The organism is Candidatus Poriferisodalis sp. (genome assembly GCF_965208895.1).
Lineage (GTDB): Bacteria > Actinomycetota > Acidimicrobiia > Acidimicrobiales > Poriferisodalaceae > Poriferisodalis.
In genome coordinates this window covers 3,716,770-3,729,574 of record NZ_OZ242363.1, presented here as the reverse complement: position 1 = coordinate 3,729,574, position 12,805 = coordinate 3,716,770, and the positions used below count along the sequence as shown (strand labels likewise).

17 protein-coding genes are annotated in these 12,805 nt (G+C 65.9%); 8 read left to right on the top strand and 9 right to left on the bottom strand.

The annotated features are described in order from the left end of the window. The first annotated feature begins 187 nt into the window (after nucleotides 1–187). From ACOGJB_RS16715 to ACOGJB_RS16700, 4 genes are all read left to right on the top strand, one after another. Entirely contained in the window at nucleotides 188–619 is a 432-nt protein-coding gene (locus ACOGJB_RS16715; RefSeq protein ID WP_419838216.1) for an XRE family transcriptional regulator, read from the top strand. Between the two features lie 183 nt (nucleotides 620–802). Beyond that, a complete protein-coding gene (locus ACOGJB_RS16710; protein WP_419838215.1) occupies nucleotides 803–2,143 on the top strand; it encodes an ATP-binding protein in 1,341 nt (446 codons plus the stop codon). Between the two features lie 127 nt (nucleotides 2,144–2,270). Next, a complete protein-coding gene (locus tag ACOGJB_RS16705; protein WP_419838214.1) occupies nucleotides 2,271–2,498 on the top strand; it encodes a CopG family transcriptional regulator in 228 nt (75 codons plus the stop codon). Beyond that, nucleotides 2,482–2,745 (top strand): type II toxin-antitoxin system RelE family toxin, encoded by a 264-nt coding sequence (locus ACOGJB_RS16700; protein WP_419838213.1) that lies wholly within the window; start codon nucleotides 2,482–2,484, stop codon nucleotides 2,743–2,745. Before ACOGJB_RS16705 ends, ACOGJB_RS16700 begins: the two co-directional genes overlap by 17 nt. Nucleotides 2,746–2,902: 157 nt before the next feature. Here the strand turns inward: ACOGJB_RS16700 and ACOGJB_RS16695 are convergent, their stop codons facing one another. Beyond that, nucleotides 2,903–3,427 (bottom strand): N-acetyltransferase, encoded by a 525-nt coding sequence (locus ACOGJB_RS16695; RefSeq protein WP_419838212.1) that lies wholly within the window; start codon nucleotides 3,425–3,427, stop codon nucleotides 2,903–2,905. Next, nucleotides 3,424–3,711, bottom strand: a complete 288-nt coding sequence (locus ACOGJB_RS16690; protein WP_419838211.1) for a DUF1778 domain-containing protein — start codon at nucleotides 3,709–3,711, stop codon at nucleotides 3,424–3,426. The genes ACOGJB_RS16695 and ACOGJB_RS16690 overlap by 4 nt, the downstream gene beginning before the upstream one ends. 264 nt (nucleotides 3,712–3,975) lie before the next feature. Here ACOGJB_RS16690 and ACOGJB_RS16685 point away from each other — a divergent pair, with 264 nt between their 5' ends. After that, nucleotides 3,976–5,328: an AAA family ATPase gene (locus tag ACOGJB_RS16685; RefSeq protein ID WP_419838210.1), complete on the top strand. Its 1,353-nt coding sequence runs from the start codon at nucleotides 3,976–3,978 to the stop codon at nucleotides 5,326–5,328. A gap of 89 nt (nucleotides 5,329–5,417) precedes the next feature. After that, on the top strand, nucleotides 5,418–5,963 hold the full coding sequence (locus tag ACOGJB_RS16680) for an RloB family protein (RefSeq protein WP_419838209.1): 546 nt from the start codon (nucleotides 5,418–5,420) through the stop codon (nucleotides 5,961–5,963). 161 nt (nucleotides 5,964–6,124) lie between these two features. Here the strand turns inward: ACOGJB_RS16680 and ACOGJB_RS16675 are convergent, their stop codons facing one another. The 4 genes from ACOGJB_RS16675 to ACOGJB_RS16660 form a co-directional block, all read right to left on the bottom strand. Further along, complete coding sequence (locus ACOGJB_RS16675; protein WP_419838208.1) at nucleotides 6,125–6,292, bottom strand: hypothetical protein; 168 nt, start codon at nucleotides 6,290–6,292, stop codon at nucleotides 6,125–6,127. Between the two features lie 33 nt (nucleotides 6,293–6,325). Further along, nucleotides 6,326–6,628, bottom strand: coding sequence for a type II toxin-antitoxin system death-on-curing family toxin (locus tag ACOGJB_RS16670; RefSeq protein WP_419838207.1), 303 nt, complete (start codon nucleotides 6,626–6,628; stop codon nucleotides 6,326–6,328). 90 nt (nucleotides 6,629–6,718) lie between these two features. Beyond that, a complete protein-coding gene (locus ACOGJB_RS16665; RefSeq protein WP_419551964.1) occupies nucleotides 6,719–6,928 on the bottom strand; it encodes a hypothetical protein in 210 nt (69 codons plus the stop codon). A gap of 254 nt (nucleotides 6,929–7,182) precedes the next feature. Further along, a complete protein-coding gene (locus ACOGJB_RS16660; RefSeq protein ID WP_419838206.1) occupies nucleotides 7,183–7,494 on the bottom strand; it encodes a hypothetical protein in 312 nt (103 codons plus the stop codon). Between the two features lie 310 nt (nucleotides 7,495–7,804). Here ACOGJB_RS16660 and glpX point away from each other — a divergent pair, with 310 nt between their 5' ends. Both glpX and ACOGJB_RS16650 read left to right on the top strand, forming a co-directional pair. Further along, entirely contained in the window at nucleotides 7,805–8,845 is a 1,041-nt protein-coding gene (gene glpX, locus ACOGJB_RS16655; protein WP_419838205.1) for a class II fructose-bisphosphatase, read from the top strand. Between the two features lie 3 nt (nucleotides 8,846–8,848). Next, nucleotides 8,849–9,343, top strand: coding sequence for a phosphoribosyl-AMP cyclohydrolase (locus ACOGJB_RS16650; protein ID WP_419838204.1), 495 nt, complete (start codon nucleotides 8,849–8,851; stop codon nucleotides 9,341–9,343). Nucleotides 9,344–9,380: 37 nt separating this feature from the next. Here the strand turns inward: ACOGJB_RS16650 and ACOGJB_RS16645 are convergent, their stop codons facing one another. The 3 genes from ACOGJB_RS16645 to atpD form a co-directional block, all read right to left on the bottom strand. Then, a complete protein-coding gene (locus ACOGJB_RS16645) occupies nucleotides 9,381–10,652 on the bottom strand; it encodes an ammonium transporter (protein WP_419838203.1) in 1,272 nt (423 codons plus the stop codon). A 252-nt stretch (nucleotides 10,653–10,904) separates the two neighbouring features. Then, the gene (gene atpC, locus ACOGJB_RS16640) at nucleotides 10,905–11,288 is read right to left on the bottom strand and encodes an ATP synthase F1 subunit epsilon (RefSeq protein WP_419838202.1); all 384 of its coding nucleotides are present in this window, start codon (nucleotides 11,286–11,288) and stop codon (nucleotides 10,905–10,907) included. A gap of 44 nt (nucleotides 11,289–11,332) precedes the next feature. Continuing rightward, nucleotides 11,333–12,784 carry a F0F1 ATP synthase subunit beta gene (gene atpD / locus ACOGJB_RS16635; protein ID WP_419840761.1) on the bottom strand — a complete coding sequence of 484 codons (1,452 nt, stop codon included), beginning with the start codon at nucleotides 12,782–12,784 and terminating at the stop codon, nucleotides 11,333–11,335. Nucleotides 12,785–12,805 lie beyond the last annotated feature (21 nt).

The window sequence follows — 12,805 nt, the reverse complement described above, 5'->3', positions numbered from 1 at the left end:
GGGATGGCTACAGCGATAGCCAACAGACACAAGCGGTGCAGGCGCACTCACGCACCCATCCGCCATCGCAGGCACACCCGCAGCACGCGCACACAACCTCCGGGCGTGACATCGCCGGCAGCGCTGGAGCGCAATGGCAGGAACCTCGGCGATCCTGAGTGCCATGCGATGATTCAGGAAGGACACTGTGAACGACATCGATCGACTGCAACGGCATCCCGTGGACACGGCGGGCCTCGATGATGTGCCGCCAGACGCATGGGCACGGGACCTCTCGCTGGGGCCGGTGCTCGAACGAATCCGAACCCACCCCGAAGCCCGAGCGCGCTACGAGACGCTACGAGACCAGATCGACCAGCACCAGGCCACGCTGGCGCAGGTGCGCAAGGCCCGCACCCTGACACAGCAGCACATCGCTGAGCAGCTGCACATGGATCAATCGGAGGTCTCCCGACTGGAACACCGCAGCAACATGCTCCTGTCGACACTGCGTTCGTTCGTCCGAGCCACAGGCGGCGACCTCCACTTAATCGCCACCTACCCCGACGCAGAACCCGTCCATCTCCTCGTCGGCAACGAGCCGGCCGAGCCAGCCGCTCCGACATCAGCCACCAGCTGATCGGTCGGGAGAGCAACACCCATCACACCGGCCGCTGTCATCGGACGCAGGGTGGCGCGTGCCGCGTGACGAGGCACGCTCGTGCAGACATCGACGCGGCGGCGCTGCCCCAGCCGAAGAGTTTGTGGCACGAGAACATGATTTGTGGCATGAGGTTGTGCATTATGCAACTAGATTGTGTATGTGAACCGAGAGTTCGATCTCACGCTGCCGCCTGCCGCATCGATGAGCCTGTTCACGCCAGGGTTCGGCCGAGCGCCCCATGTCTTCGTAGGGCGCGATCGAGCTGTCTCCGAGATCGTCGACGGCCTGCGGAGCGGCCCGAGCGACGACCGCTACATCTCGCTGCTGCTGGGAAGCCGCGGCTCGGGCAAGACCGTCACCCTGGCCCTCATCGCCGACAGCGCCCGCAGCTCGGGCTGGCTCGTCGTGAGCGTCGACGCGAGCACTGCACGCATCGCCGACCGCATCAGGTCAGAGATCGATGCGATCAGCGAGGAGGCCGAGACTGTCGCCGATCTGCGCGACCGCACGACAACCGTCTCGAAGGCGACGCGGCTGGGCTTCGGGAGCTTGAGCATGCGCCGCGAGACCGTCCGCCGGATCGACACCCGATGGGACACACGCCGGCTGCTGACCCATCTCGGCCGTCACGCCGCCGCCGCAGGCACCGGTGTGCTGATCGCGGCCGACGAACTTCACAGCGCCGAACGCGACGACATCCGCAGGCTCGCAGCCGACCTGCAGCACGTCACCATGACCGGCAGGCTGCCGGTGGCGTTCCTCGGCGCCGGACTGCTCGACGTCAAGAACACGATCTTGGCCGACAAGCGGATCACCTTCTTCCATCGCGTCCCGCGGCACGGCATGGAACCGCTTCGACGCAGCGAAATCGAGACGTTCCTTCGAACCACGATCGCCGACGCCGGCGGATACGTCACCAATGACGCGGCCGAGACGCTGCTCACCGCGGCCTCTGGCCTTCCGTACCAGATGCAGCTTCTCGGAGCGAATGCCTGGCGGCTGGCCGACGCGCCCGCCCGCACCATCGAAACCCATCACGCGCACGCCGCCGTCGAACTCACCCGCGAGACCATGGACGAACGAGTGCATCAGCCAGCCTGGGCCTCGCTGAGCGAAGCAGAACGAAGAATGCTGCTCAGCATCTCACGCCAAGGCGGGAGCGCATCGGCTCGCGCCATCGCCGCCGACCTCGGCCGGCTGCCGAACAGCCTTCACGACCTGCGCATCCGACTGCTGAACCTCGAACTCGTCAGCATCGACGACGACGGCAGCTACCGGTTCGGCCACAACGCCGACAGCGACTTCATTGCCGGAGTGCGGCAAGCCACCGACGAAGCGAATGCGCCGCACGGCCCCGAGTCCGCTGAACCATTCCGCGTGCCGCCCTCGCACATCGCGAAACGCCGACCACTGAATCCCCGATGCAACGAATGGATGCCCCGAGCGCAGGCCCGCTGCATCCTGCGCCTCGGCCACCCCGGACGCCACAAGTCCAAGTGACCGCCGCCCCGTTCGGCGACACTCAGACACGAGTCGCGCGCGATCCTGACTCGTGGCGGTGACCAGTCGCAAGTGCGATATGTTGAATACAGATAGTCATTCGCTGTCGCGATCGGAGGTGCCCGACATGCCGACGTCCATCCGGCTTGAACCTCAGGTCGAGCAACGGCTCGACCGCCTGGCGTCGCTCACCGGACGAACGAAGGCTTTCTACCTTCGGGAGATCATTGATCGTGGCCTAGAAGACATCGAGGACTACTACTTGGCGGCAGACGTGCTCGAACGTCTTCGCAAGGGCCAAGAGCGGACTCATGCGGCCGATGCCGTAAGGAAGTCACTTGGCCTGGACGGTTGAGTACACCGACACGGCCAAGGGTCAGCTGCGCAAGCTCGACACGACTGCGGCGCGTCGGATCATGGACTACATGGACGGACGTGTCGGATCTGGAGACCCGCGACATGCCGGCCGCATGCTCACCGGGCACCTGGGCAAGCTGTGGCGCTACCGCGTGGGCGACTACCGGGTCATATGCGACCTCCAGGACGAATCTCTGCGAGTGCTGGTAGTGACGGTGGCCAAGCGAGACAAGGCCTACCGATAGCCCCGCAACTTGAAGTAGACCCTGTTGGGTGCCGAGGTCGCATCGGCATTCGACGTCGCCGGGCACCGCATCAAGCTCTGACGCAGATCAGCGCGCTGCTGTCGACGCTGCGCTCGTTCGTGAGTGCCGCAGGCGGCAACCTCCACTTGATCGCCACCTATCCCGACGCGGAACCCGTGCGGCGGATGTCTTGCATCGTCAGGAGCAGATGCAGGGGGTCAGTCGGGGAGGGCTCGAACTCAGGGATCAGATGCAGGCAGAAGGCTCGGGCGTCGTCGGATTCGGCGTGCACCAGCAGGCCCCTGCAGCCGACAGTCCGTCCCGCAGCCGACGCTCGCCTCATGACGTCTGCCAGGAGTCCTGCCCCCAGTCCCTGCCCCTCGTGGCTGGTCGACACGCCGAGGCGCGCGAGCAAGGCGACCGGCTGCGGATACTTGCCGGCACCGGCGCGCAGCCGGTCGGGAGCGTCGCTGGGGGAAATGCTCGCCATGCACCAGGCGTAGTAAGCGACCACCTCGGCGCTGTCGACGGGCGTGACCACGAACACCCGTGTCGTGCCGGTCGCATGGGCCTGACGGCCGAAACGTCGAAGCCACCGCGTCTGCGCAGCGGATCGGCAGTCGAAGCCCGAAACGTCGTCCGCAGATTCCAGCAGGCGAGGCGACCGGTACCGGGCCGTCACTCTTCGACGAACGGCGACGGGCGCGACATGAGCGACCGCAGGCCGGCGAGCTCGCGGGCGGGCCGCCGGTTCAGCTCGTCCCACGCACGACGACCGTCGTCATCGAGCGCGAACTCAGTCCGGTCCGCCAGCGCGTCATGTGCCGCGATGCGCAGGCTGCTCAACACGAAATCGCTCAGCAGCACACCCGTGGCGGCCACTGCGTCGTCGATGAGCCGACGCTCGTCAGGCGTCAAGCGCACCTCAAGGCGTGCGCTGCGCACCCGATTCGCTGTGTCTGCCATAACGCCTGCTCCCGTCCCGCCCCACCGTGCTCGACAGTGTACGGCCATCACCCGGCCACACTGAGCACGACGGGGCCGCCACTGATCAAGCCCGTGGCTTGATTCCCGTGGCATCGCCGAAGAAGCGTTCAGCGAGGCTGGCCGGCGGCAATGCGGCGCGCCGGTCCTCCGCGGCGACGCTCGTCAGCGACAATTTCGACAGCTACTCTGCATTCGCTTGACGGATTTCTGCCTGAGAGTGCAGCGCTTGGCAAGGAGAGTGGCGTGCTCATTAACGTTGAGGTCTCCAACCACCGTTCCATCCTCGAGCCGGTTGAACTCTCGATGATCGCTATTGACACGGATCGGTCCGGGGCGCGCTGGCACGAGCGGCTCGGCAGGCACGTCTTGACGACTGCAGGGATCTACGGCGCCAACGCATCCGGGAAGTCGAACGTTTTGTCTGCCATTGCGTGGCTCGTCAACTCAATCGAGCGTGTTTGGTGGGAGTGGGGCCCGGGCGTGCCGCGGGATGCGCACCGATACGGGCAAGGCCCCGATTTGCCCTCAGAGTTCCGTATCGATGTGCTGGTCCAAGGTGTTCGCTACCAGTACCACCTGGCCGTTGGCGACGACCAGGTGGAGTTCGAGGCCTTGTACAGCTTTCCTGAACGACGTCGCCGCCGCATCTTCGAACGCGAGGGCATCGCGACGACGTTTCGGCGTGGCACCGAGCGTGTGCGCGGCATCCGCGAACTGCTGACACCGACCACGCTCGTGCTCTCGGCTGGCTGGAGGCTGGGTTCCGCTGACATCCGCATCGCCTGCAATGCGATTCGCAGCATCAATGCGGGGACTCTGGCGGCTGATGTCAAGGGTCGCCAACATGCCTTGTTGGGATACTCCGCGACAGACCTCTTCGGCGACGACTACGAGCTCGGAGTCCAAGCCGACCAACGGGAGGCAATGTGGCCGTCTGAGGCGGGCCAGCCGGATCGTGAGCCGCCGCAACGTGATCCAAACCTCCAGGCGACCGCATTGCACCTGATGCAACTGGCGGACCCATCCATCTGCGGAGCGACATGGCATCAGTCATGGCACGACACAGCTGAGGGTGCCAGCGGACGCCAGTTGCGCTTTCGGCATCGCTCAGGCGACAGCACCGCCGAGTTCAGTCTCGGGGAAGAATCGCAGGGCACGCAGCGCTGGTTCGAGAGTCTCGGTGCCGTTCTGTGGCAGCTGCGCTTCGGCGGAACCCTCCTCATCGACGAACTGGACGCCAGCCTGCACCCGCGGATCACCAAGCGGGTACTGGACGCCTTCCGAGACCCGGTGACGAACCCGTTGGGCGCGCAGCTCGTTTTCACCACGCACGACACGTCGCTGCTCGGCACGCTCAACCGCGACGAGGTCTGGCTGACCGACAAGGACGCCACCGGGGCAACCACGTTGTATGCGCTCGCGGACTTTGAGGGTGAACGGGTCCGCAAGTCGCTCAGTCTCGAGCGTGCCTACCTTCAGGGTCGCTTCGGCGCTGTGCCGAGCGCCGACCAGGCAGCGCTCTATCGGATGCTCGACGTGCCAGAGATCGACGATGAACCCGAGGGCACGCCCGCAGACGAGCGCATGGCCTCGTGACAGCGCAGCCCCTCAGGTCCGCAGGACGAACCGGCGGTCTCGATCGCCCCAAGCGCACGACACGACGGCCGAAATCATCGGTACTCGTCATGACCGAAGGCCGCCGCACCGAGCCCGACTACCTCGCCGCGATCGCCGAACTGCCGCATGTGCGTCAGCGCTTTGACATTGAGATCGACCCGTCCCTGAGCGGGCGAACACCCATCAAGATCGTCACCGGTGCCGCACGAGCACCGAGGCGAAACCAGCGCGGCGGCGAGGGCTTCGACTCCGTCTGGTGCGTCTTCGACGTAGAGCAACCGCGACCTCACCCCTCGCTCATGCCCGCGGTGAGCCTTGCCAGAGACAGCGACGTCGATGTGGCCATCTCGAATCCGTGCTTCGAGGCGTGGCTCATCTTCCACTGGCAGCGAATGTCCCAGCCCATGACCACCGCCCAAGCCGTCAATGAGCGACATCTGCTCGACGGGGCACACGGCAAGCAGGTGGACAGCAGCCTCTACCTGCCAAGGCGCCAAGATGCAGCAGACCATGCTCGTCGCCTCTCCGAGCGTCACAGCACCAACGGACGCGTCCTTCCCAACGACAACCCCTCCTCCGGCATGTTCACGCTGCTGGATGCTCTGAACGCCTGAGGAGTCCAGCAGCCACACGGGGACGTGGCGCCATTCCGGACGGGACCCTGTTCGTGGGGAATGACCTCGACCGTCATCGCCAGCGCGTCGGTCGCCAACCGCCGCGCCAGGCGCGCCGTGACGCTGCCCTCGAACGCCCAATTGTCCATGGAACCGCCTGGTCACCCGGAGACGACGGCGAGTCCTTCGCGTTCGGCTGCTTCGGTGAGGCTGGTCGGGATCTGCAAGGGAGGCTCGTCGAGCACGTCCGCTGCATCTCCGTGTCCCGCCCGAAGCACATCCGAGGTGATCAAACGGCTCAGGTGCTCGTCCTCGGGCTCAGCGCCCATCTCGCGCTCCGTGACCCCGCGCAGCCCCATTGCTCAGGCGAATGTGACCCGCTCGCGGAGCCACCCTGCGAGGGAGTCCTCGTCGATGTCGCCGGCTGCCACGGCGAGCATTGTCTGTTCTGCGTCGTCTACATCTGGTGGATCGGGATCCCAGCGTCCACCATTGAGATCGATGAACATGACGAGTGCAGCCCAAGCTGCTCGCTTGTTGCCATCTGGCAGCGGATGGTTGCGCGCCAAGCGCCAGCAGAGCACCGCTGCCTTGTCCATCAAGTCCGAGTAGAAGTCCGTCCCGCCAAAGCTCGCTTGCGGGGCGTGCAGCGCCGAATCCGCCAATTCGACACGAGCAATCGGACAGCTCTTCAGCCCGAATTCCGGTGACCTGCTCGGCAAGCCAGAAGTACTCAGCGATGCTCAGATACCGGGTCACCGCGCGAGCCGCTCAAGCAGCTCGCGATCTCTCTCAAGCAGACGTTTGGCCGTGGACGTGAAGTCGTCGTCTGCGCGTACCCGCCCGATCTCGGCGCGCAACGAGTCGACAATGAGCTGATTCATGCTCGAACCCTGGACCCGGGCGACAACCTCAGCCTCCTGCGCCAGATCGTCCGGCAGCCGGACCGTCGTCTGTCTTGTCATGAGATCATAATATCGCGATACCACTCATGAGCACCCGCACGCGCCCGGAAGCGGGCATCCACGCAGGCTGTCTCGCGAGCTCGGCGGCGTGACGCTGAGAGCAGTCAAGAGCGCTGCTGTCGACACTGCGCTCGTTCGTGAGTGCCACAGGCGGCGACCTCCACCTGATCGCCACCTACCCCGACGCAGAACCCGTCCATCTCCTCGTCGGCAACGAACCCGCCGACCAGGCTGCAACCCACAAAAAACAGCCTCTACCAAACAGTGAAGATATGAGCAGGGAGCGGGCCGTCGGCGTCTTGGGGGTCGACCCGTTGCAAGAGTTCCCCGACCCGCGGCCCTCGACCGCGTGACGCTCGTAGCCCAGATGCTCGCTCATCTCGACCTCCAGGCCGATCCGGGGGCACCTGGCGCACCAGCCCGGTCAACAAGCCGCCGTCGCCGGCCGGCTCCACGCCGTCCGCGCGTGCCTGGGCCACCAACAGCTCAGCCCAGTCGGCCATCGCCGTCTCGCCGACGGCCTCGCTCGCCGGCACAGCCCCCATATTCTGATCAGCCGCAGACATGATCCTTCCCGGCCCACAGCCCGAAGCTGCGGACCCTCAGACCACGCCGCTTACACAGAAATTCCTGACAGGCCCCAACCGAACGGGCTCCGGTCTGGGGGTGCACACACTGCACGGCAACCATTGCATGGATCGCGCAGGATTCACAGGCCGCCGCTGTGGGTGCGAGACTGCTGCAGCACGCTGAGGCTGAGCCGATAGACGAAGCCGCGGCCCGAGCGGCCAGTGAGCGAAGCGAACAAGAGCGGAAAGCAACGGGCGACCAAACGAGAAGGCTCACTCCTGCGCGCATCCTCTAGGGTCGGCGCCGATGAATGACAACCGCAGATCCTTCGGCGGCCGAAGTCGCGCCGCGAGTCCGGATCTCTCTCGTCAAGCCCCGGACCGCAACCTCGCGCTCGAGCTGGTCCGCACCACCGAAGCAGCAGCCATGGCAGCCTCGCGCTGGATGGGCCGAGGCTCCAAGGACGGCGCTGACGGCGCTGCCGTGGATGCGATGCGAGTAGTGCTTTCCACGGTGCCCATGGATGGCATCGTCGTCATCGGCGAGGGCGAGAAAGACGAGGCGCCGATGCTGTTCAACGGCGAGTTCATCGGGGACGGCACCGGGGCTCTGACCGATGTCGCGGTGGACCCGATCGACGGCACCACGCTGACCTCGCTGGGCAGGGGCAATGCCATCTCGGTCATCGCTGTCTCGCCACGCGGCACCATGCTGGATCCCGGCCCGTGCGTCTATATGGAAAAGATCGCTGTCGGTCCCGACGCCAAGGGCGTCGTGGATCTGAACCGGTCGCCCGCGGAGAACCTGCGAGCGATCGCCGAAGCCACCGGTCAAGGATTGCGTGACCTCACCGCCGTAGTGCTCGACCGCGATCGGCACGCCGAGCTGATCGGGGAGATCCGCGAGACCGGCGCTCGCATCAGGCTCATTCCCGACGGCGACGTGGCCGGTGCCATCTCTGCAGCCGCGAGTGACTCGACCGATGTGCTGTTTGGCATCGGCGGCACGCCCGAGGGAATCATCTCCGCAGCAGCGCTGAAGTGCCTCGGCGGTGAGCTGCAGGGCCGGCTGTGGCCCCGCAACGACCATGAACGTCAAGAGGCGATTGACGCCGGCTTCGACCTCGACCAAGTGCTGCACATCGACGACCTCGTCCAGTCCGACGATGTCTTCTTCGCTGCCACCGGCATCACCGACGGCGAATTGCTGCACGGGGTGAAGTTCACTGCGCATCGCGCCACCACCGACTCGCTCGTGATGCGCTCGCGCAGCGGCACCGTGCGCCACATCAAGGCCACCCACGACATCGACAAGCTCAGCGCCTATGCAGCGGTGGACTTCACCTGAGCCATGGCTGAGACACACGATCACCGCTCAAGCACCGAGCCATCGCCGGACGCATCCAACGACAGCGACCTCGAAGAAGGCCCGGTCGGCGACGACCTCGAAGAAGGCACCGTCACCAGCATCGACTTCGGCAAGGTCTCCCAGATCGGCCGTGACGGTCACCAAGTCGTGCCCGTCGTGCTCCAGGACGCCGACACCGGCGACGTGCTGTTCATCGGCTACGCCAACGACGAGGCGCTGCGACTCACGTTCGAGCGGCGCAGCGCCGTGCTCTACTCCACGTCGCGCAACGAGATCTGGCACAAGGGCGCAACCTCGGGCGACACGCTGTCATTGGTCGAGGTGCGGGTGAACTGCGAGCAGAACTCGTTGCTGTACCGGGTCCGCCGCGACGGCGGAGGTGCATGCCACACCCGCGACGCCGACGGCTCGTCCCGGCCCGGCTGCTACTACCGCGCCGTCGAGGACCTGCAACAGCTGCGCCACATCGACGCTTGAGACGGCCGCTCCGGCGCGTGCCTTTGATCGGTCGCAGCTACTCGTCGAAGTTCTCTGGCATCAGCACGAACTCGGGGTAGGCCTCGATGCCGAGCTCGCCGGAGTCCTGCCCGAGCTGCTCCACTGTCTTCGAGACTCGCAAGCCGATCGTGAGGTCCATGACCTTCCAGACGATGAACGACGCGATGAACACGAAAGCGCCGACCGACACGACTCCCAGCAGCTGGATGTGAAGCTGCGCGCCCGCCGCAATCGCGGCTGCGAGAGTTCCCCAGATGCCGCAGACAAGGTGCGCCGGGATGGCACCGACTACATCGTCCACCTTGGCAAGCTCGAGGCCCTTGATGGCGGCGGTGCAGATGACGCCGCCGACGGCGCCGATGATGATCGCCCACCAGTGGTCGGTGATGTCGGGGCCTGCCGTGATGGACACCAGGCCGGCAATTGCGCCATTGAGGCCGGCGAACAGGTCCATGCGCCCGAGCAGGGTGCGGGAGACCGCTAGCGCTGCGACCACACCGGCCGCTGCGGCAAGGTTGGTGTTCACCAGCACGTTGCTCATCGCCACGGCGTCGAGCACGCTGCCCAGTGCGAGCTGCGAGCCGCCGTTGAAGCCGAACCAGCCCAGCCACAAGATGAAGACGCCCAGCGTCACGACAAGGACGTTCGACGGCGGCGTGGGCCTCACCGACCCGTCCTTGGCGAACTTGCCGAGCCGGGGGCCGACCACCAGCACTCCCGCCAGCGCCGCCCAGCCGCCAGTGCTGTGCACGATCGTAGAGCCCGCGAAATCCTGGAAGCCCTGTTGCGCCAGCCAGCCGCCGCCCCAGGTCCACGCCCCCACGATCGGGTAGATGATGGCGGTCAAGATCAGCGTGAACCCGAAGAACGACCACAGCTTGATGCGCTCGGCGATCGCGCCAGACACCACCGACGCCGCTGTCGCCACGAAGACCATCTGGAAGAACCAGTCCGACATGACCGAGTAGCCCTGCGCGGCCACTGCAGCCTCCGCGCCCGCGTCGCCGCCGATCAGTGCCAACTCGTCGGCGCTCGGCCCGTACAGGAACGTGAACGAGCCCCATAGGTCGCCGACCTCGACGTACATCAGGTTGTAGCCGACGACGTAGAACGCCAAGCCGGCGACCGAGTAGATGCCGATGTTCTTGAGACAGATCATCGACGCGTTCTTGGTGCGCACGGCACCGGCTTCGAGCATCGTGAAGCCGGCTGCCATCCACATGATCAACGCGCCCCACACCAGGAACATGAAGGTGTTGAGGATGAACTGGCCCGAAGGTTCGATCATGAGAAGTCCTCTCAGGGTTGAAGCCGGACTCTCAAATGCTTGCAGGCATCGCGCCCGCACCACGACATTTGCGGCGCAACGGGCGCGCCGCGCTGAGAGGCAGCGCCGACAGGCAAGCCTTCCCGTTGTCGCACCAGTTGATTCCCGCTCTGGTTCGCTGTCGCGCGCGGGCCGCTCGGGCCACGGCTTCGCCTATCGGCTCAGCCTCGTGGCGGCGGCGCGTGATGGTTGGGAACGGCAGCGCGATTGCGCTCAGGCGGCGCTGGCGACCGCCATGCGCGTCTGCGCCCAAGCCAGCGCTGCCTTTGCGTCCTCATCTTCGGCGTCGGCCGCCACAGCAGCCTGAGCAGCCTCCAGATCAGCCTGCGCAGCAGAGACGTCGATCTCGTCAGCCGCGTACGCCGCATCGCTGAGGATCGTCACGACATTGTTGCTGACCTCGACGAAACCGCGGTTGAGCGCCAGTGTCACGACGCCGTCGGACGCCCACAGCTGGGTCTGCCCGATGTCGAGCGCACCGATGAAGGCAGCGTGATGGTCCAGGAAGGCGATGTCGCCGTCGACCGTGCGCGTCACGACCTGGCTGCACTCGCCGCTGAACAGCACGGCTTCGGGTGAGACGAGTTCAACCTGCATGGGGCTCGACCATCATCGGGTCAGTCTCGGTGCGCCGGCGCCGTTCAGGACCCGGCCTGCGCCAGGTCACGGGCCTTGGCCATCGCAGACTCGGCGTTGCCGACGTTGAGGAATGCCTGCTCGGGCAGATCGTCGAGGTCGCCGTTGCACAGCATCTCGAAGGACTCGATGGTCTCCGAGACCGGCACGAAGATTCCCGGCAGGCCCGTGAAGACCTCGGCCACGAAGAACGGCTGGCTCAAGAAGCGCTGAATCTTGCGTGCCCGGTCGACGGTGATACGGTCTTCCTCGGACAGCTCGTCGAGGCCCAGGATGGCAATGATGTCCTGCAGCTCCTTGTAGCGCTGGAGGATCTCCTGCGTGCGACGTGCCACGTTGTAGTGCCGGTCACCCACCACCTCGGGGCTGAGGATGGTGGAGGTAGACGCCAGCGGATCGACTGCCGGGTAGATGCCCAGCGAGGCGATCTGCCGACTCAGCTCCGTGGTTGCATCGAGGTGCGTGAACGTCGTGAACGGCGCGGGGTCGGTGTAGTCGTCGGCTGGCACGTACACAGCCTGCAACGACGTGATGGAGTGACCCGACGTCGAGGTGATGCGCTCCTGCAGCTCGCCCATCTCGTCGGCGAGGTTCGGCTGGTAGCCCACCGCGGAGGGCATCCGGCCCAGCAGCGTGGACACCTCCGAGCCGGCCTGCACGAAACGGAAGATGTTGTCGACGAACAGCAGCACCTCTTGGCCCTGCACATCGCGGAAATACTCCGCCATCGTCAGCGCCGACAACGCCACGCGCAGCCGGACGCCAGGAGGCTCGTCCATCTGGCCGAACACGAGCGCCGTCTTTTCGAGCACGCCCGACTCCTCCATCTCGAGATAGAGGTCGGTGCCTTCGCGGGTGCGCTCCCCCACCCCGGCGAAGACCGACACGCCGCCGTGCTGGGAGGCGACGCGGTTGATCATCTCGGTGATGAGCACCGTCTTGCCCACGCCGGCGCCGCCGAACAGCCCGATCTTGCCGCCTTCCACGTAGGGCTCGAGCAGGTCGATCACCTTGATGCCCGACTCGAACATCGTGGCCTTGGGCTCGAGGGTGTCGAATGCGGGCGCCGGGCGGTGGATCTGCCAGCGGTCGGCGATGCCGTCGGTGACATCGGCGCCGTCAAGCGGCTCACCGAGCACGTTGAAGATGTGCCCGAGCACCCCATCGCCGACCGGCACGGTGATGCCCTGGCCGGTGTTGACGACCGTCATGCCGCGCGTCAGGCCGTCGGTGGCCTTCATCGACACGATCCGGACGCGGTTGTCGCCGATCTGCTGGGCAACCTCGCCCGTGATCGTGACCGGCTGGCCTTCGAGCTCGACGTGCATCTCGACGGCGGTGTTGATCTCGGGGATCGCGCCGGGCGGGAACTCCGCGTCCACAACCGGGCCGGCGATGGCCACCACGCGGCCAGCGGCGTGCTCGGCTGCCTCTGCGGCGGTTCGGGTTTCGGTCATCGTCATATCTGTCACTCCTTG